The sequence below is a fragment of the Kitasatospora sp. NPDC049285 genome, from assembly GCF_040678815.1.
Classification (GTDB): Bacteria; Actinomycetota; Actinomycetes; order Streptomycetales; family Streptomycetaceae; genus Kitasatospora.
Genome location: NZ_JBFAQR010000028.1, coordinates 1 through 17,306, shown reverse-complemented (window position 1 = coordinate 17,306; position 17,306 = coordinate 1). Strand labels below are relative to the sequence as shown.

Here is a 17,306-nt window from a genome sequence, read left to right as displayed (position 1 = left end):
GGAGCCGGTTCGACCTGGGGGCTCGGCATGCAGTACGATCTGTCTTGTTCGCAGGCGAGAGCAGGCGGGCAAGGATCAGATCACTGGTCCCGTGGAGCAGTTGGTTAGCTCGCCACCCTGTCAAGGTGGAGGTCGCGGGTTCAAGTCCCGTCGGGATCGCAGTAAACGAGAGGCCCGGAACCGTCAGGTTCCGGGCCTTATCGCATTCCGGCGCCGGGTCACAAGATAACGCCGCTGTGATCACCGTCACTGGACGCCCTCCGGGAATCGACTTCCGGGGCACCCCCCTGAACTGCCCTGATTTAATATGTAAAATTGTACTGGCTTTATCGCTAATCCCCCCCTCTCCCAGCAGCCTCAATGGGAATCCCCAGTTCCGGACCCCGGGCATGCCGAAGGGCCGCACCCCCGACCCGGCGGAGTCGGGGAGGCGGCCCTTCGGAATGCCTGTGCGCCCGGCGTCAGACCTCGGTGCGCTGTGCCGGGATGCCCGCCAGCAGGGCGCGCACCTCTGCCTCGCGGTAGCGGCGGTGGCCGCCGAGGGTCCGGATGGACGTGAGCTTGCCCGCCTTGGCCCAGCGGGTCACCGTCTTGGGGTCCACGCGGAACATGGTGGCGACCTCTGCCGGCGTCAGCAGAGGCTCGGCGTCGGGGGTACGAGCGGTCATGAGCGGCCTCCTCGGGAGAACCGAACCAGGGCGGTTCTATCCTTCAAATTCTGCACCTTGGCCCGCGATGCCCGAAATGGCACGGCCAGGCCGAGTCGGTTATAGGACGAACGGCTTGTCCTGGTGTCTACAACTACACCATCCGTCCAGCCCCATCGGCCAAACCGCCAAAATTGACCCCTCACGGGTTCAAGAGCGACGGAAGGCCATGGACCACCCCATAGCGGACAGTCACGCCGTGGTGACGTCCGGTCACGGTGCGGCACGCCTGAGAGAGCTTGGGCTGGTTGTCCCATTTTGGCACATAGGTCTGAGTTCGCGTCAACGGTGAGTAGTGTCACGTTCCGTGGGTATTGACCCGGTCCGGGACCATGGTCCCGGAAACCGTCTCAATGGTATGGACCATCCTCTCCTGTCGCACTGACATTCGGCCAGCTTCTTTTTCTGATCCGCCGTCAGCACCTCAGGACGCGTACCGCAGCGCCAGCACCTTCCGCCAGCGCCCCGTCAGCTCCTCGTAGACCCGGACCGCCTCGTCGGTGTCCCCGGCCCGCAGGGCGCCCAATCCACCCGCCAGTTCACCCACCGAGTGCTCCTCGGCCAGCCGGCCCGGGCCCAGCAGGTGCACCAGGCCGCCGTAGTCGAGTTCCACCAGCGAGCGCGGGTGGAACTCCTCCAGCCAGCGCCCGATCTCCTCCGCGCCCTGCACCAGCGCCCCGCGCGGCACCCGCTCCCGCAGCACCCGGTAGGCCCGGGCCACCCGGCGGCGGGCCTGCACCATCGGCGTCAGGTAGAACAGCGCCGGGGGCTCCGGCCGTTCGCCCTCGCCCGCGGAGCCGAGCTCCCCGGCCGGCAGGTGGCAGCGGTCCTCCTCGCCGAACGGCAGGAACCAGCGCAGCGGCACCTCCCAGCGGCTGGAGAGGATCCACGGCCGGGCGTCGGGGTGGCGGCTCTGCCACTCCCCGCGGTCGGTCTCCGAGACGTCCCGCAGCGCGGGCGGCAGCACGGTGTCCACCAGGTGCGCGGGCAGCGTCTGGCGCAGCTCCTGCAGGGCCAGCCAGGACCGCAGCCGGGTGGTCCAGGGGCAGACGTAGGTCACCCCGTCCAGCACCCGCACGTAGGCCCGCTCGTCCTCCTTCTCCGGCAGCGGACGGGGCGTCAGGGCGGCCAGGTCGGCCAGCGCGCCGCGCTGCTCGGCGAGCGCCGCGCCGGTCACCGGCCGGGACGGGCCCTCGGCGTCGGGGCCGTGCGCGGCGGCGTACGCCTGCCAGCGGGCCCGGTCGGGTTCGGGGTAGGCGGCCAGCGGTTCGTAGACCCGCAGCTGCGCGGAGTAGGGCGGGAGCACCGAAGTGCGCGGAGCGGTCACGTTCCGCATGTTCGCATGCACCCCGGGCGCGCGTCAGGGGTGTCGCGAGGGTGCCCCTTGTCGTTATGCCTCAGGGACCGTCAGGGGGCAGATCCGGCGGCGGCCCCGGGGCTAGGCTTCGACCAGGCGCCCGCAACCACCGCCGCGGGCCATCATTGCTGGAGTCACCACAGTGACCGACGTACACACCACGCACCCCGCACAAGGCGTGCTGGGCCGAGTCTTCGGCACCGGCCAGGACGGCGAAGGGCACGAGCAGGTCGTGCTCTGCCACGACCGCACCTCAGGCCTCAAGGCGATCATCGCCATCCACTCCACCGCCCTGGGCCCGGCCCTCGGCGGCACCCGCTTCTTCCCGTACGGGAGCGAGGACGAGGCGCTGCAGGACGCGCTCAACCTCTCCCGCGGGATGAGCTACAAGAACGCCCTCGCCGGGCTCGACCTCGGCGGCGGCAAGGCCGTCATCATCGGCGACCCGAACCGCGACAAGAACGAGGCGATGCTGCGCGCCTACGGCCGCTTCGTGCAGTCGCTGCGCGGCCGCTACATCACCGCCTGCGACGTGGGCACCTACGTGCAGGACATGGACGTGGTGGCGCGCGAGACCGAGTTCGTGACCGGCCGCTCCCCGGAGAACGGCGGCGCCGGCGACTCGTCCATCCTCACCGCCTTCGGCGTCTTCCAGGGCATGCGCGCCTCCGCGCAGGCCCGCTGGGGCCAGCCCACCCTGCGCGGCAAGCGGGTCGGCGTGGCCGGCGTCGGCAAGGTCGGCCACTACCTGGTCGGCCACCTGGTCGCGGACGGCGCCACCGTGGTCGTCACCGACGTCTCCGAGGCCGCCGTGAACCGGGTCCGGGCCGCCCACCCCGAGGTCGAGGTGGTCGCCGACACCGCGGCGCTGCTCGGCGCGGACCTGGACGTCTACGCCCCCTGCGCGCTCGGCGGCGCGCTCACCGACGACTCGGTGGCGGCGCTCGGCGCGACCGGCACCTCGATCGTCTGCGGCGCGGCCAACAACCAGCTCGCCCACGCCGGCGTGGAGAAGGACCTGGCCGACCGCGGCATCCTCTACGCGCCGGACTACCTGGTGAACTCCGGCGGCGTCATCCAGGTCGCCGACGAGATCGAGGGCTTCAACTTCGAGCGGGCAAAGAACAAGGCCACCAGGATCTTCGACACCACCCTGGAGATCTTCACCCGGGCCACCGCCGACGGCGTCCCCCCGGCGGTGGCCGCCGACCGGCTCGCCGAGAAGCGCATGCGGGAGATCAGCGCGCTGCGCTCGGTGCTGCTGCCGGCCGCCCGCCGCGGCTGACCGCGACCGTCCGGACACGCGGGGTCGGCGTCGCCGGCCCCGCGCATCACGATGTGGAACCGGATTCTCAGTCCGTCCCTCGATCGGGCGATACCGGGCCCCCCTTCGGGGGATAATCTCGGTAGGAACAACGGGACCGGCAAAGCTCCGGACGGCCTGCGAACGCCCCGAAAATCCCCTGTGACCAGGATGAATCCGGTCCGGGGGGGCTGCGGTGCGCGCCACGTCACACCGGCGACGTACCGTCCGGCGGCGGAAGCAGGTACCGTTAATGCTCCAAGGGACGGTTTCCCACTTCGGGCAGACCGGACCTGATCATCAACACGTGTCAGACTCGGGGCCGTGAGCCCCACCGTTGAGGGGGTCGACCCATGGGGCGCGGCCGGGCCAAGGCCAAGCAGACGAAGGTCGCCCGCGAGCTGAAGTACAACAGCGGCGGGTTCGACGCAAACCGTCTGTCTCACGAGCTGGGCGTATCTCCGTCCACCGCGATCGAGCCGGAGCCGATCGAGGACGACGACGACGAGGACGACCCCTACGCGGCGTACGCGGATCTGTACGACGACGAGGACGACGACGAGGACGCGGACAGCGGTCCCTCGCGGCGTCGGGCGTAACGTTCTTCGACCGGACCGGTCCGGTGCTCCCCGTGAGCGCCGGGCCGGTCTTCGGCGTGCCCGCGGCCGGGTGTCCGCCCGGGACGCGAAAGGCCCCGCCGGAGCGGGGCCGTCGCGTCGGGGTGTCAGCGGGTGAAGCCCTCGTAGTCGTTGTACAGCGCGGCGCCGCCGTCGTGCTCGTCGGTGCGGTCCACGATGTCGCCCAGCAGCCAGGCCTCGACGTCGCGGTCCTCCAGGATGGCGAGGACCACGTCGACCGACTCCGGCGGGACGACGGCGACCATGCCGACGCCCATGTTGAGGGTCTTCTCGATCTCCAGGGTCTGCATCGCGCCGACCTTGGCGACGGTCCGGAAGACCGGCAGCGGGCTCCAGGTGCCGCGGTCGAGGCGGGCGTGCAGGTGGTCCGGGATGACCCGGGCCAGGTTGGCGGCCAGGCCGCCGCCGGTGACGTGCGAGAAGGCGTGGATCTCGGTGGCCCGGGTCAGCGCCAGGCAGTCCAGGGTGTAGATCCGGGTCGGCTCCAGCAGCTCCTCGCCGAGGGTGCGGCCGAACTCCTCGACCTGGCGGTCGAGGCTCCAGCCGGCCTGGTTCAGCAGCACGTGGCGCACCAGCGAGTAGCCGTTGGAGTGCAGGCCGGAGGCGGCCATCGCGATCACCACGTCGCCGGCCCGGACCCGGTCGGCGCCGAGCAGCGCGTCGGCCTCCACCACGCCGGTGCCGGCGCCCGCGACGTCGTACTCGTCCGGGCCGAGCAGGCCGGGGTGCTCGGCGGTCTCGCCGCCGACCAGCGCGCAGCCGGCCAGCGTGCAGCCCTCGGCGATGCCCTTGACGATGGCGGCGACCCGCTCCGGGACGACCTTGCCGACGCAGATGTAGTCGGTCATGAAGAGCGGCTCGGCGCCGCACACCACGAGGTCGTCGACGACCATGCCGACCAGGTCGTGGCCGATGGTGTCGTGCTTGTCCATGGCCTGCGCGATGGCGACCTTGGTGCCGACGCCGTCGGTGGCGGTGGCCAGCAGCGGGCGCTCGTAGCGCTTGAAGGCGGAGGCGTCGAACAGCCCGGCGAAGCCGCCGAGGCCGCCGACCACCTCGGGGCGGTCGGCCTTCTTCACCCACTGCTTCATCAGCTCGACGGCGCGGTCGCCGGCCTCGATGTCGACACCCGCGGCGGCGTAGGTCGCCCCGGTCTCGTTGCTGGTCACCTGGTGTGGCCCTTTCGAAGTGGTGGTACCGCCGCCCCCGGCCTCAGCCGGGGGCGGCTCGCACGTTTACGGGCGTCGCAGCGCGTCCGCCGCGCCCGCGCCACCCAGGAGCGACTGCACGCCGTCGAGGTCGCTGGTCTGCTTGCCGCCGCGGACGGCCGGCTTGGCCTGGCCGCCGGCGATCTCCGCCTCCAGCAGCAGCTTGCCGAGGAGTGCCGGGTCGGGCAGCTCCATCGGGTACTCGCCGTCGAAGCAGGCCCGGCAGAGCTTGTCCTTGGGCTGCTTGGTGGCCTCGATCATCCCGTCGATGGAGATGTAGGCGAGCGAGTCGGCGCCCAGCGAGCGGCCGATCTCCTCGACCGAGAGGCCGTTGGCGATCAGCTCGGCGCGGGTGGCGAAGTCGATGCCGAAGAAGCACGGCCACTTCACCGGCGGCGAGGAGATCCGGATGTGCACCTCGGCGGCGCCCGCCTCGCGCAGCATCCGGACCAGCGCGCGCTGGGTGTTGCCGCGGACGATCGAGTCGTCCACGACCACCAGGCGCTTGCCCCGGATGACTTCCTTGAGCGGGTTGAGCTTGAGCCGGATGCCGAGCTGGCGGATGGTCTGGTTGGGCTGGATGAAGGTGCGCCCGACGTAGGCGTTCTTCACCAGGCCGGCGCCGAACGGGATGCCGCTGGCCTCCGCGTAGCCGATCGCGGCGGGGGTGCCGGACTCCGGGGTCGCTATCACCAGGTCGGCGTCGGCCGGGGCCTCGGCGGCCAGCTTGCGGCCCATCTCCACGCGGGAGAGGTGCACGTTGCGGCCGGCGATGGTGGTGTCCGGGCGGGCCAGGTAGACGTACTCGAAGACGCAGCCCTTGGGCTTGGCCTCGGCGAAGCGCGAGGTGCGCATGCCGTTCTCGTCGATGGCGATCAGCTCGCCGGGCTCCACCTCGCGGATGAAGCTGGCGCCGACGATGTCGAGGGCCGAGGTCTCGGAGGCGACCACCCAGCCGCGCTCGATCCGGCCGAGCACCAGCGGGCGGATGCCCTGCGGGTCGCGGGCGGCGTAGAGCGTGTGCTCGTCCATGAAGACCAGCGAGAAGGCGCCCTTGACGTCCGGCAGGACCTTCCGGGCCGTCTCCTCGATGGTGAGGTCCGGGTGGCCGGCCAGCAGGGCGGTCAGCAGGTCGGTGTCGTTGGTCGCCGCGGTCCGCCCGGAGCGGGAGACGTGCTCCTCGCCGGGCAGTTCGGCGACCATCGCCGCCAGTTCGGCGGTGTTGACCAGGTTTCCGTTGTGCCCGAGGGCCAGCGAACCGTGCACGGTCGCCCGGAAGGTCGGCTGGGCGTTCTCCCAGACCGAGGACCCGGTGGTCGAGTAGCGGGCATGTCCGACGGCGATATGCCCGTGCAGGGATCCCAGCGAGGTCTCGTCGAAGACCTGGGAGACGAGTCCCATGTCCTTGAAGACCAGAATCTGGGACCCGTTGCTCACTGCGATGCCCGCGGATTCCTGTCCGCGGTGCTGCAGGGCATAGAGGCCGAAGTACGTGAGCTTTGCGACCTCCTCGCCGGGAGCCCAGACACCGAAGACGCCGCAAGCGTCCTGGGGGCCTTTCTCGCCGGGAAGAAGATCGTGGTTGAGTCGTCCGTCACCACGTGGCACGTCTTCGAGTCTAGGGCAGGTGGGGGGAAAGGCCTGATGGCAGCCTCGGCGTACGCGCGTAGAGTGCGCCCCTTACCAGGTTTTCGCACAACCGGCGACCCGGTTCGCGCCCTTGTCATCAGGGCTTCGCACAGTGGACGGCCGGCCGGAACGTGAGCCTGCTCACCCGGCGGGCAGCAGCAGCCGCCAGGCCCCCGCGCCGACCGTCCAGGTGCGCCGGCGGACCGGCCCGACCGGGCAGCCGTCCGCCTCGTAGCCGAAGCCGCTGCCCACCACGGTGAGCCGGCCGGCCCGGTGGCGCTGCGGGCGGCCGTCCAGGTCGAGGGCGAGTTCGAGCGCGCCGTCGACCATGGCGACCCGCAGTTCGCGCACGCTCTGGTGGACGTCGGCCAGCAGCCGGCCGTCGACCTCGATGCGCAGTTCCTCCGCACAGGTGGGGCTCGCCTGCTCGGCCGCAGCCAGTTTCGCCCATAGCGAACGCCAGCCACCCGTTCGGCCCTGCCGCGGGCCGTTGAAACGGACCTCGGCGAGCACCACGCCGCCCTCGTCGTCCAGCAGCAGGTCATGGACGCGGGCGCTGCCGCCGAGCACCGCGCGGGCCGCGGCGACCGGTTCGGCGGGGACGCCCAGGGAGCGGGTGGCGGCGGTGGCGAGCGGGCCGCCGACGGGGACCACGCCGACCGGATCGTCCGCCAACTCTCGTTGCCGGTGCAGGGCCTGCAGCACCCGCTGGAGCGCGAGGTCGGATCCGATCACCACCGCGCGGCGCCGTCCGCGGTGCGCCAGCACCCGGTCGAGTTCGGCCGGGCTCTCGGGCAGCGCGACCTTCGCGTCGGCCCCCGCGCAGAGCACGTCCTTGGCGATCCGCACCGACTCGCCGTCCGCCTCCTTGGCCGCCGGGTCCAGCAACAGCAGCAGCGGCCCGGGGCTGTGCGCGTCCGGGGGACGGGATACGGGCGTGGACAGCGACGACACGACCGGTCCTTCCTCAGGTAATCTCTCGGTGCAAGAGCCCCTTGCGCTATTGCGCCAGGGGCTTCGTCTATCTCGGGCCAGACTGCGGTCTACGCAGGATGCCCCAACCGGAAGGGGTGTACGCCTGTGCCGGCACTCGTGCTCGTGGGCGCCCAGTGGGGAGACGAGGGCAAGGGGAAGGCCACGGACCTCCTCGGCGGCTCCGTCGACTACGTCGTCCGCTACCAGGGCGGCAACAACGCCGGTCACACGGTGGTCATCGGCGACCAGAAGTATGCCCTGCACCTGCTGCCTTCCGGCATCCTCAGCCCGAACGTCGTACCGGTGATCGGTAACGGCGTGGTGATCGACCCGGGCGTGCTGCTCGCCGAGCTGAAGGGGTTGGACGAGCGCGGGATCGACACCTCCAAGCTGCTGATCTCGGGCAACGCGCACCTGATCACCCCGTACCACCGGACGCTGGACAAGGTCACCGAGCGCTTCCTCGGCAAGCGCCGGATCGGCACCACCGGTCGCGGCATCGGCCCGACCTACGCGGACAAGATCAACCGCGTGGGCATCCGGGTCCAGGACCTGTTCGACGAGTCGATCCTGCGCCAGAAGATCGAGGCGGCGCTGCACGACAAGAACCAGATCCTGGTCAAGCTGTACAACCGCCGTGCGATCCCGGCCGAGCTGGTGCTCGAGGAGTACCTGGGCTACGCCGACAAGGTCAAGCCGTACCTGGCGGACACCACGCTGGTGCTGGACGAGGCGCTGAAGGCCGGCAAGGTCGTGCTGCTCGAGGGCGGCCAGGGCACGCTGCTGGACGTGGACCACGGGACGTACCCGTTCGTCACCTCGTCCAACCCGACCTCGGGCGGCGCCTGCACCGGCTCGGGCATCGGCCCGACCAAGATCGACCGGGTGATCGGCATCCTCAAGGCCTACACCACCCGCGTCGGCTCGGGCCCGTTCCCGACCGAGCTGCTGGACGCCGACGGCGACGCGCTGCGCCGGATCGGCGGCGAGCGCGGCGTCACCACCGGCCGCGACCGGCGCTGCGGCTGGTTCGACGCGGTGATCGCGCGCTACGCGACCCGGGTCAACGGCCTGACCGACTTCTTCCTGACCAAGCTGGACGTGCTGACCGGCTGGGAGCAGATCCCGGTCTGCGTGGCGTACGAGATCGACGGCCGCCGGGTCGAGGAGCTCCCGTACAACCAGTCGGACTTCCACCACGCGAAGCCGATCTACGAGAACCTGCCGGGCTGGAGCGAGGACATCTCGAAGGCGAAGACCTTCGAGGAGCTGCCGAAGAACGCGCAGGCGTACGTGAAGGCGCTGGAGGAGATGTCGGGCGCCCCGATCTCGGCGATCGGCGTCGGCCCCGGCCGGACCGAGACGATCCAGGTCAACTCCTTCCTGTAGAAGGTCGGGGAGAGGCCCGGCGCCGCTGGTTCACTCCGGCGGCGCCGGGCCTTTTCCATGCCCGCGAATGTTTGCACTAGTGCAGATATCGCTTGCGCCTAGTGCAATGACCGCCCTACGGTGGGGCGCATGACCGCGAAGCTTCCCGCCCCCATTGTCCTGACCGGCCGCCACGTCCGGCTGGAGCCGCTGACCCGTGCGCACGTGCCCGACCTGTTCGAGGCCGGCGGCGGGGACGAGGAGGTGTGGCGCTGGGTGCCGGTGCCGCTGCCGCGCACCCTCGACGAGATGGCCGAGGTGATCGACGCGCGGCTCGCCGACCGCAGCTGCACCCCGTTCGCGGTGGTCTCGCGGGTGGAGGACCGGGCGATCGGGGTGACCTGCTACTTCGACGCCAGTGCGGCGGACGAGCAGGTGGAGATCGGCGGCACCTGGTACCGGCGCTCGCTGTGGCGCTCGGCGGTGAACACCGAGTCGAAGCTGCTGCTGCTGGAGCACGCCTTCGAGGAGCTCGCCATGGGCCGGGTGAGCTGGAAGACCGACCACCTCAACGAGCGCTCGCAGAACGCGATCCGCCGGCTCGGGGCGTCCTACGAGGGCACCTTCCGGCGCGCCAGGCGGCGGCCGGACGGCAGCTGGCGGGACACCGTGTACTTCTCGATGCTGGCCGCCGAGTGGCCCGCCGCGAAGACCCGGCTGAGCGAGCGGCTGGCGGCGGGCTGACCCGGCCGGCGGCCGGTCAGTAGATGGCGGCGGAGACGATCGCCGCGACGGCGAGGTTGGTGGAGGCGGTGACCCAGACCGCCGGGTGCGGCTCCGGGTCGACCAGCACCTCGCCGAGCCGGCCCGGGGTGAACAGGTCGATCGCCCAGAACGAGACGGCCATCAGCACCAGCCCGAACAGGCCGAAGACCCCGGCCGCCGCCAGGCCCTTGCCGAACTCCTGGTAGGTGGAGATCACCGCGGTGAAGACGATCGCGCCGATCGACAGCAGCGCGGAGCTGAGCACCACCGAGGCGTTGCGGTTGCGCTCCACCCAGATCTGCCGGCCGAGCTTGCCGGGCGTCAGCAGGTCGACCAGCCAGACGCCGAGCAGCAGCAGGACCAGCCCGACCGCGCCGTACGCCGCCGCCCTGCCCAGCTGGTCCAGGATGTCGCTCATCCGCCCGCCCCTTCGGTGTCCGTGCCGTTCGCCCGCAGCTCGCGCTGCGGATCGGCAACATAGCGCACCGGGGCGGGCGGCGAGGCGGCCGTGGCTCAGTCGTTGTGCTCGACCAGGCGGTCCAGGCAGACCGCGATCGCCAGCACCAGCGGGACGTCGGCGCCGTCCTCGATCTCCACACCGAAGGTGTCTCGGATCGCGAACCACTTGCGGGAGATCTCGGCGATCCGGTGCCCGTCGGAGTTGACGGTGTACTCCTTGTCGATCAGGTCGCCGTGCACCTCGAACTCGCCGCCGGCCTCCAGCTCCACGTGGTACTTGTCGTGGAACGGCGTGAACAGCTTCTTGCGGACGGTCGCGACCACGTCGCCGTCGGCGTTCTCGATCTTCATCGCGTCGCGGACGGTCAGCACCTTCTCCCGGATGGTGGCGACCTTGTTGCCCTCGACGTCCTGCAGCTCGAAGGTGTCGCGGATGCGCAGCACCTTGCCGTCGACCAGGTACGCCTTCTCCCCGTCGGCGTCCTCGATCCAGTAGTCGTCCCCGATCGAGAACAGCTTCTCCCTGACCACGAACTTCCGACCCATTGCCGCGACTCCCTCGCATCCGTGCCGACTCACCGTCAAACGGTCACCGCCATGGTGCCACCGGCGCGCCCGGGCCTCGCGGTCGGCACTACGTCAGGTCCCACAACAGGCGGTAGTACGCCAGGCGTTCGTGGTCCTCCTCGACCCCGTACGCCTCCAGCAGGGGACGCTCCCAGCCGGGGCCGTAGTTCCACACCGTGCTCCACGAGGCGACCGCCAGGTCCGCCCAGCGGTCGGCGACCCCGAGCGCGCCCAGGTCGACGTGGCCGCCCGGGCGGCCGTCCGCCGCGACCAGGGTGTTCGGGGCGCAGGCGTCGCCGTGGCAGACCACCGGCGGGTGGTCGGGCGGCGGGACGTCGGCGAGCCGGGCCAGCGCGTGCTCGACCGTGCCGAGGTGGCGCAGGTCCGGGTGCCAGTCGGCGGGGTCGCGGCGCAGTTCGGCGGCGCGGGCGACGCGGCGCTCGGCCGACCAGTCGTAGGGGCAGTGCGCGGCGGGGAGCGCCTCGTGGAAGGCGCGCAGGCCCTCGCCGATCGCGCGCACCGCGGTCGCCGGGTCGCGCCGGAACCGCTCGGCCACCGCGCTCTCGCCGGGCAGCCCGGCGGTGAGCAGCCAGCTGCCGTCCTGGTCCGCGCCCTGCTCGAGCACCTCGGGGACGGCGGTGAAGGGCCGGGCCCAGCGCAGCCGTTCGGCCTCGGCGGCGAGGTCGGCGCCGCTGCCGGCCGGGGCCCACTTGGCGAACCGGCGGCCCGGTCCTTCGCCCAACCGGTAGGTCACGCCGCCGAGTTCGTTGCGCCAGACCGCGGCGACCGGGCGGCCCGCGGCGAGTGCGGTGACGCGCGGCGGCGCCTGGGTGTCCGGCTCGGGTACGTAGGCGAACATCCGCGCATTGTCGCGCGCCGCACTGCACCTGCGCGATTGCTTTTCTGATCATTCATCAGTCCGGTCTTCCACTGATCTTCCGCCGCCAGTAGGTTCGCCGAATGGAGATCGGCGAACTGCTGGGCACCGGCCGGACCGCGGACGTGTACGCGCTGGCCGACGGGCGGGTGCTGCGCCGCTACCGGGACGGCCTGGACGCGCGCGGCGAGGCCGAGGTGATGGCCCACGTCGCCGAGCACGGCTACCCCGTGCCCGCGGTCTGGCCCGCCGACCACGCCGCCGACCTGGTGATGGAGCGTCTCAGCGGCCCGACCATGGCCGACGCGCTGTTCGCCGGGACGCTCGGCCCGGGCGACGCCGGCGCGCTGCTCGCCTCCCTGCTGCGCCGGCTGCACGAGATCCCGCCGCGGTCCGCCGCCGACCCGGCGCACCGGGTGCTCCACCTCGACCTGCACCCCGAGAACGTCCTGCTCACCGCCCACGGCCCGGTCGTCATCGACTGGTTCACCGCGGCGGAGGGCGAGCCCGGCCTCGACGACGCGATGACCGCCGTCATCCTCGCCCAGGCCGTCCTCTCCATGCCCGCGGTCGCCGCCCTCGCCCGCCCCCTCCTGGTCCCCCTGCTGCGCGGCCTCCCCCCGCTCACCGACCACCACCTCACCGAGGCCCGCACCCTGCGCGCCGCCAACCCGACCCTCACGACGGACGAGATCGCCGTCCTCGACGAGGCGCTGGAGCTGATTCGCGACTGCGGCTGAGCCGCGGCCGCTACCACCAGGTGTCGGCGGTCTCCAGCGACACCCGGGCACCGGTTGGCGTGCCTATCAGCGACAGGCAGAGCCGGCCCCGGTCGAGCAGCAGGCGGACGTCCCGGCAGCCGGACCACCCGCCGTCGTCGTCCGGGGCCAGCCGCCAGCCGGACGCGGTCAGGTGGTCGTGCAGCCTGCTGACGGTCTCGTCGGGGGACGCGTCGGCCACGCCGCGGATGTCGAGGTCGCGCGAGCAGTAGGTCGAGGAGCCGCCGCCGCAGCCGCGATCGTGGTCGGCCGCGACGGTCAGTCCCGCGGGCAGCGCCGGCAGTTCGTCCGCCGAGGGCACCCACGCCTTCGGCCCCTCCGCCAGCAGCAGCAGGGCGATCAGCGCGCTCGACGTGCTCATCAGCACCGCGCAGAGCGACACCAGCGCCGTCCCGGTCAGCCGCCGCGCCCCGGCATGGGCCCCCGGCCGTCCGGCCACCAGCCCGCAGAACACCACCGGTCCGACCGCGATCCCCGCCACCAGCACCACCGTCAGCCGCACCTCCGCCAACGCCCATCCGCCCACCGCCACCACCTGCACCGCCGCACACCCCGCCAGCAGCGCCCCCACCACCCACCGCACCCGCCCGGGCCCCGCGGCCAGCAGCCAGCACACCAGCGGCGCAACGAAGATCAGCGACATCACACCCGGCACTCTGCCCGGCCCGACCGCGCGCGGGGAAGACCATGACGGCTCACACCCGCGGGCGCACTTCCCCGAACCCCCGGCCGACCTCCTGATGATCCGTCACAATGCGGCTGACACCAGGACAGAAGGGCACCCCCGTGTTCGAGAACCTCACGACCCTCCCGCCCGAGACCGCCGCCCGGAGGACCGCCCTGGTCGAGGAGTGCCGCCCCGTCCTCGCCGCCGAGGGCATGGAGGCCACCCAGGCTCTCCTCGCCGAGCGCGGGACCAGCATCGTCGCCGCGATCGCCATCACCCGAGCCCTCTTCGCACCGGCCGGCATCCCGCTCCCGGTCGCCCAGGAGATCGTGCTGTCCAGCGCCGCCCGCGCGGCCACCGCGTGAGCGCGGTGGCCGTACTCGGCGACGGTGCGGCGTCAGCTCCGACGGCAGGGGGCACCTGGGACCGAGCTCGGCGGAATGCTCCGGCCGCCCCATGAGGTTGGATGGGGGCATGACTTCTCGTGCGCGTGTCCGGGCCCCCGAGCTGGTGGGTAAGGGCGGATGGTTGAACACCGGGGGCAAGGACCTGTCGCTGGTGGATTTCCGCGGCAAGATCGTGATCGCGGACTTCTGGATGTCCTGAACCATTAAAGGCACTCCAGGGGAGAATCATCCCGTGCACCACCACACGATCTGTGACCTGTACCTTCGCCTCTCGCTAGACCGGGACGGCAAGACCGCGATCGACCGCCAAGAGGCCGACTGCCGAGCTTGGGCTGAGCGGAACGGGCTGACCGTCCGCAAGGTCCACATCGACCGGGGGCGCAGCGGGTACAAGGACGTGAGCCGCAAGGGCTTCGATGCAGCGCTTACCGCTGTCACGTCCGGCGTCGTCGGCGTCCTGCTGGTCTGGAAGCTGGATCGCCTGTCCCGCAAGGGAATTGGCGAAGTCGGCACCGCGCTGGATGCCATCGGACGCGCAGGCGGACGGCTTGTCTCCGTGATGGATGGTCTCGACACGGCCAACGACAGCGCCCGGGTGACGATTGCCCTGCTCGCTGAGCTGGCACGCTCGGAGTCCCGCAACATCGGCACTCGCGTGAGCAGCGCCAAGCGCTTCCTTCGCCAGAGGGGCCAGTGGATCGGCGGTCAGCCGCCGTACGGCCTGGCGGTGGATCCCGAGACGAAGAAGCTGGTGCACGACCCGGAGACCGCCGTATACGCCCGGCTGATCGCCGATGAGGCGCTGTCAGGCAAGGCGCTGGTGCACGTCGCCCGCTTCCTCAACGAGCACGAGATTGAGTCCCCGCGCGGCGGCAAGTGGAGCTCCTCCAGCGTCATGCAGCTTCTCCGATCCCCTGCTTTCGCTGGCCTCATGCCGCAGACGGAGTACACGGAAGCGGCGGACGGAACTCGCAAGTACAGCAGTCGAGTTGTGCCCTACCGCGATCCTGAGACGCTGGACACCGTCAGCATAGGCACGGGCATCATCACCCCTGGTGAGCGCGAACTGATCATTCGGCAACTGGAGTCCCGCACGTTCCCGCTCGCCGGTAAACGACACGGCCACAAGCAAGGCACCGCGCTCCTGACCGGCCTTGCCCGTTGCGCGCTCTGCGAGTCACCGATGAGTCAGTCGGGCACCTCCTATGTCTGCGCCAACAAGCGCATGGGCCGAGGATGCTCGGGCGTCACAGCGCGGGTGGAAAGTCTCGACGGCTTTGTGACCGACTCGTTCCTGAGCCGCCTTCCGGCCCTGGAGCCTGATGACCCGTTGCTGGTCGCCATTGCAGCCCGATGGGTTCAGCGACAGGACCCCGAGGTGTTCGCTAAGCGGGATGCGATAGAGGCAGAGATCAGCGAAGAGAGCGCCCGCCTGGCTGATCTCGAAGACGCCCGCTACCTGCGAGGCGAGTTCACCGGGGCTGACGCGATCGAGCGGTACAACCGCCTTGCCGGGCGTCTGCGAGGCCGAATCGATGGCTTGCGCGCTGACTTGGCTCGAATGCCGACCCCGACTGTCGACATCTCTCCACTGTTGGACGGCGAGATTCTGCGGGCAGCATGGGGAGGCGACAACGTCGCAGGACAGCGCGACAGGCTGAAGCTAGCCATCGACCGCGTGACCGTCAGCCGAGGCGAACGGGGCAAGCGTTTCGCGGGCCGTGATCGCTGCGTCATCGAATGGGCCGATATGACCGCAGCAGATCTCTAGGACCTCTAATATCCAACGGCCGCAAGAAAGCCCCTGAAGGCCTCCTGGACGCCCGCCCCCGCCTGGCCCACTTGGTCCAGCGGGGGCTTTTTGCGCCCGCAGACGGCCGCACAGCGATTCGAGCACGACATCGGGGATTGCAGGCGGCCGGTCGCCCGGAACAGCGCGAGGGGCCGGGTGGTGAAGTGGTGAAGTGGAGAAGAAACCCGTATTCCCTATAGAAGTTCTTATAGTGTTACGGGAATACATACAACTTCACCACTTCACCACTCTCCGCAGGTCAGAGAGGGCGCGCTTGCGGGGTCGAGCGGTGAAGGCCCGTCCGGCTCTCCCCGCCGTGTAGTAGGCGCGGCCGGTTTTGACCCTTACGCGTTACCGTTTCGCTGCTTTGTTCAACCCGGCCCGGGTGTCGATCCGCCGCCTTGACGGACCTCCCTGGATCCGCGATCTCGAACCCCATGAAGCCGCACTAGTGCCGTGACCACATAGGTTCGCCGGGTCGGAGTTCACGGCGGTTGGATGTGCGGTGTCGTTCGTCGATCCGACTGTTGGGGGTGTGGTGGCAGAGCCTGTCCGTGTGCGCAGGTTGACCGACCAGGAGGGGCAGAAGCTGCAGCAAATCGTGCGCCGGGGCAGCACCAGTTCGGTGCGGTTCCGGCGCGCGATGATGCTGCTCGCCTCGGCCGGCGGGAACCGGGTCCCGGTGATCGCCCAACTGGTGCAGGCCGACGAGGACACCGTCCGCGACGTGATCCACCGGTTCAACGAGATCGGCTTGGCCTGCCTGGACCCTCGCTGGGCGGGAGGCCGTCCCCGCCTGCTCAGTCCTGACGACGAGGATTTCGTCGTCCAGACGGCCACCACCCGCCCGACCAAGCTCGGCCAGCCCTTCACCCGTTGGTCCATCCGCAAACTCACCGCCTACCTGCGCAAGGTTCACGGGCGCGTGATCCGCATCGGCCGCGAAGCGTTACGGCGGCTGCTCACCCGACGCAACATCACCTTCCAACGCACCAAGACCTGGAAGGAGTCGCCCGACCCCGAGCGCGACGCCAAGCTCGACCGTATCGATCATGTCCTGGACCGCTTCCCCGATCGCGTGTTCGCGTTCGACGAGTTCGGACCGCTCGGCATCCGCCCCACCACTGGCTCGGGCTGGGCGCCCGCAGGTCACCCCGAACGGCACCCCGCGACCTACCGCCGCACCCACGGCGTCCGCTACTTCCACGGCTGCTACTCCGTCGGCGACGACACCCTGTGGGGCGTCAACCGCCGCAAGAAGGGCGCCGCGAACACCCTGGCCGCGCCCAGATCGATCCGCGCGGCTCGCCCGGACGGCGCCCCGATCTACGTCATCCTGGACAACCTCTCCGCCCACAAGGGCGAACAGATCCGGCGCTGGTCCAAGAAGAACCGTGTCGAGCTGTGCTTCACCCCGACCTACGCGTCCTGGGCCAACCCCATCGAGGCTCACTTCGGACCGCTGCGGCAGTTCACGATCGCCAACTCCAACCACCGCAACCACACCGTCCAGACCCGGGCCCTGCACGCCTACCTGCACTGGCGCAACACCAACGCCCGCCACCCCGACGTCCTGGCCGCCCAACGCCGCGAACGCGCGCGCATCCGCAGCGAGAAGGGTCTCCGCTGGGGCGGACGGCCGGCGAAAGTCGCGTGATCTGGCGAACAGCACCGGCAACACTGGGTCGTGTCCCGTGGGGTGGTGTAGTGGTGGTGCGCCAACGGTCATGAAGTAGACGGGAGTTCGTCGAGGCCGGGGTTGTCGGGGTAGATCTTCTCCATGCTGGCCTCGGGCAGGTAGCGGCGAG

The 17,306-nt window shown here is 70.6% G+C and carries 18 protein-coding genes and 1 tRNA gene; 10 read left to right on the top strand and 9 right to left on the bottom strand.

What is annotated here, in order from left to right:
- Positions 1–85: 85 nt before the first annotated feature.
- Positions 86–159, top strand: a tRNA-Asp gene (locus AB0K51_RS19320).
- Between the two features lie 302 nt (positions 160–461).
- Here the strand turns inward: AB0K51_RS19320 and bldC are convergent.
- Both bldC and AB0K51_RS19310 read right to left on the bottom strand, forming a co-directional pair.
- Positions 462–668: a developmental transcriptional regulator BldC gene (gene bldC / locus AB0K51_RS19315; protein ID WP_030459248.1), complete on the bottom strand. Its 207-nt coding sequence runs from the start codon at positions 666–668 to the stop codon at positions 462–464.
- 463 nt (positions 669–1,131) lie between these two features.
- Positions 1,132–2,034 (bottom strand): hypothetical protein, encoded by a 903-nt coding sequence (locus AB0K51_RS19310; protein ID WP_363456634.1) that lies wholly within the window; start codon positions 2,032–2,034, stop codon positions 1,132–1,134.
- Positions 2,035–2,206: 172 nt separating this feature from the next.
- On the opposite strand from AB0K51_RS19310, the gene AB0K51_RS19305 reads away from it, so the two are divergent.
- Both AB0K51_RS19305 and AB0K51_RS19300 read left to right on the top strand, forming a co-directional pair.
- The gene (locus tag AB0K51_RS19305; RefSeq protein ID WP_363456632.1) at positions 2,207–3,349 is read left to right on the top strand and encodes a Glu/Leu/Phe/Val dehydrogenase dimerization domain-containing protein; all 1,143 of its coding nucleotides are present in this window, start codon (positions 2,207–2,209) and stop codon (positions 3,347–3,349) included.
- 371 nt (positions 3,350–3,720) lie between these two features.
- The gene (locus tag AB0K51_RS19300; protein ID WP_363456629.1) at positions 3,721–3,966 is read left to right on the top strand and encodes a DUF3073 domain-containing protein; all 246 of its coding nucleotides are present in this window, start codon (positions 3,721–3,723) and stop codon (positions 3,964–3,966) included.
- A 125-nt stretch (positions 3,967–4,091) separates the two neighbouring features.
- Here AB0K51_RS19300 and purM read toward each other — a convergent pair whose 3' ends face one another.
- The 3 genes from purM to AB0K51_RS19285 form a co-directional block, all read right to left on the bottom strand.
- Positions 4,092–5,174, bottom strand: a complete 1,083-nt coding sequence (gene purM / locus AB0K51_RS19295) for a phosphoribosylformylglycinamidine cyclo-ligase (RefSeq protein WP_363456627.1) — start codon at positions 5,172–5,174, stop codon at positions 4,092–4,094.
- A 66-nt stretch (positions 5,175–5,240) separates the two neighbouring features.
- Entirely contained in the window at positions 5,241–6,821 is a 1,581-nt protein-coding gene (gene purF / locus AB0K51_RS19290) for an amidophosphoribosyltransferase (protein WP_363456625.1), read from the bottom strand.
- Between the two features lie 162 nt (positions 6,822–6,983).
- A complete protein-coding gene (locus AB0K51_RS19285; RefSeq protein WP_363456622.1) occupies positions 6,984–7,796 on the bottom strand; it encodes a diacylglycerol kinase in 813 nt (270 codons plus the stop codon).
- Positions 7,797–7,922: 126 nt separating this feature from the next.
- Here AB0K51_RS19285 and AB0K51_RS19280 point away from each other — a divergent pair, with 126 nt between their 5' ends.
- Both AB0K51_RS19280 and AB0K51_RS19275 read left to right on the top strand, forming a co-directional pair.
- Entirely contained in the window at positions 7,923–9,206 is a 1,284-nt protein-coding gene (locus AB0K51_RS19280) for an adenylosuccinate synthase (protein ID WP_363456620.1), read from the top strand.
- A gap of 129 nt (positions 9,207–9,335) precedes the next feature.
- Entirely contained in the window at positions 9,336–9,929 is a 594-nt protein-coding gene (locus tag AB0K51_RS19275) for a GNAT family protein (RefSeq protein ID WP_363456617.1), read from the top strand.
- A 16-nt stretch (positions 9,930–9,945) separates the two neighbouring features.
- Here AB0K51_RS19275 and AB0K51_RS19270 read toward each other — a convergent pair whose 3' ends face one another.
- The 3 genes from AB0K51_RS19270 to AB0K51_RS19260 form a co-directional block, all read right to left on the bottom strand.
- Complete coding sequence (locus tag AB0K51_RS19270) at positions 9,946–10,368, bottom strand: DUF350 domain-containing protein (RefSeq protein ID WP_363456614.1); 423 nt, start codon at positions 10,366–10,368, stop codon at positions 9,946–9,948.
- A 95-nt stretch (positions 10,369–10,463) separates the two neighbouring features.
- Positions 10,464–10,955: an LURP-one-related family protein gene (locus AB0K51_RS19265; protein ID WP_363456612.1), complete on the bottom strand. Its 492-nt coding sequence runs from the start codon at positions 10,953–10,955 to the stop codon at positions 10,464–10,466.
- Between the two features lie 88 nt (positions 10,956–11,043).
- Positions 11,044–11,835: an aminoglycoside 3'-phosphotransferase gene (locus AB0K51_RS19260; protein ID WP_363456610.1), complete on the bottom strand. Its 792-nt coding sequence runs from the start codon at positions 11,833–11,835 to the stop codon at positions 11,044–11,046.
- 101 nt (positions 11,836–11,936) lie between these two features.
- Between AB0K51_RS19260 and AB0K51_RS19255 the strand changes: the two genes are divergently transcribed.
- Entirely contained in the window at positions 11,937–12,593 is a 657-nt protein-coding gene (locus tag AB0K51_RS19255; protein WP_363456607.1) for a phosphotransferase, read from the top strand.
- Positions 12,594–12,603: 10 nt separating this feature from the next.
- On the opposite strand, the gene AB0K51_RS19250 is transcribed toward AB0K51_RS19255, so the two are convergent.
- Complete coding sequence (locus AB0K51_RS19250) at positions 12,604–13,275, bottom strand: hypothetical protein (RefSeq protein WP_363456605.1); 672 nt, start codon at positions 13,273–13,275, stop codon at positions 12,604–12,606.
- Positions 13,276–13,418: 143 nt separating this feature from the next.
- Here AB0K51_RS19250 and AB0K51_RS19245 point away from each other — a divergent pair, with 143 nt between their 5' ends.
- From AB0K51_RS19245 to AB0K51_RS19230, 4 genes are all read left to right on the top strand, one after another.
- Positions 13,419–13,664, top strand: coding sequence for a hypothetical protein (locus AB0K51_RS19245; RefSeq protein ID WP_363456602.1), 246 nt, complete (start codon positions 13,419–13,421; stop codon positions 13,662–13,664).
- A gap of 109 nt (positions 13,665–13,773) precedes the next feature.
- Positions 13,774–13,905 carry a hypothetical protein gene (locus AB0K51_RS19240; protein ID WP_363456817.1) on the top strand — a complete coding sequence of 44 codons (132 nt, stop codon included), beginning with the start codon at positions 13,774–13,776 and terminating at the stop codon, positions 13,903–13,905.
- Between the two features lie 33 nt (positions 13,906–13,938).
- Positions 13,939–15,477, top strand: coding sequence for a recombinase family protein (locus AB0K51_RS19235; protein ID WP_363456600.1), 1,539 nt, complete (start codon positions 13,939–13,941; stop codon positions 15,475–15,477).
- A 559-nt stretch (positions 15,478–16,036) separates the two neighbouring features.
- The gene (locus tag AB0K51_RS19230; RefSeq protein WP_363456597.1) at positions 16,037–17,155 is read left to right on the top strand and encodes an IS630 family transposase; all 1,119 of its coding nucleotides are present in this window, start codon (positions 16,037–16,039) and stop codon (positions 17,153–17,155) included.
- Positions 17,156–17,306: the final 151 nt, after the last annotated feature.

What these genes read in the sequence shown, in the direction of transcription:
- bldC (WP_030459248.1), bottom strand. Translation starts at nt 668, where the DNA reads ATGACCGCTCGTACCCCCGACGCCGAGCCTCTGCTGACGCCGGCAGAG.
- AB0K51_RS19300 (WP_363456629.1), top strand. Translation starts at nt 3,721, where the DNA reads ATGGGGCGCGGCCGGGCCAAGGCCAAGCAGACGAAGGTCGCCCGCGAG.
- AB0K51_RS19275 (WP_363456617.1), top strand. Translation starts at nt 9,336, where the DNA reads ATGACCGCGAAGCTTCCCGCCCCCATTGTCCTGACCGGCCGCCACGTC.
- AB0K51_RS19270 (WP_363456614.1), bottom strand. Translation starts at nt 10,368, where the DNA reads ATGAGCGACATCCTGGACCAGCTGGGCAGGGCGGCGGCGTACGGCGCG.
- AB0K51_RS19265 (WP_363456612.1), bottom strand. Translation starts at nt 10,955, where the DNA reads ATGGGTCGGAAGTTCGTGGTCAGGGAGAAGCTGTTCTCGATCGGGGAC.
- AB0K51_RS19260 (WP_363456610.1), bottom strand. Translation starts at nt 11,835, where the DNA reads ATGTTCGCCTACGTACCCGAGCCGGACACCCAGGCGCCGCCGCGCGTC.
- AB0K51_RS19255 (WP_363456607.1), top strand. Translation starts at nt 11,937, where the DNA reads ATGGAGATCGGCGAACTGCTGGGCACCGGCCGGACCGCGGACGTGTAC.
- AB0K51_RS19250 (WP_363456605.1), bottom strand. Translation starts at nt 13,275, where the DNA reads ATGTCGCTGATCTTCGTTGCGCCGCTGGTGTGCTGGCTGCTGGCCGCG.
- AB0K51_RS19240 (WP_363456817.1), top strand. Translation starts at nt 13,774, where the DNA reads ATGACTTCTCGTGCGCGTGTCCGGGCCCCCGAGCTGGTGGGTAAGGGC.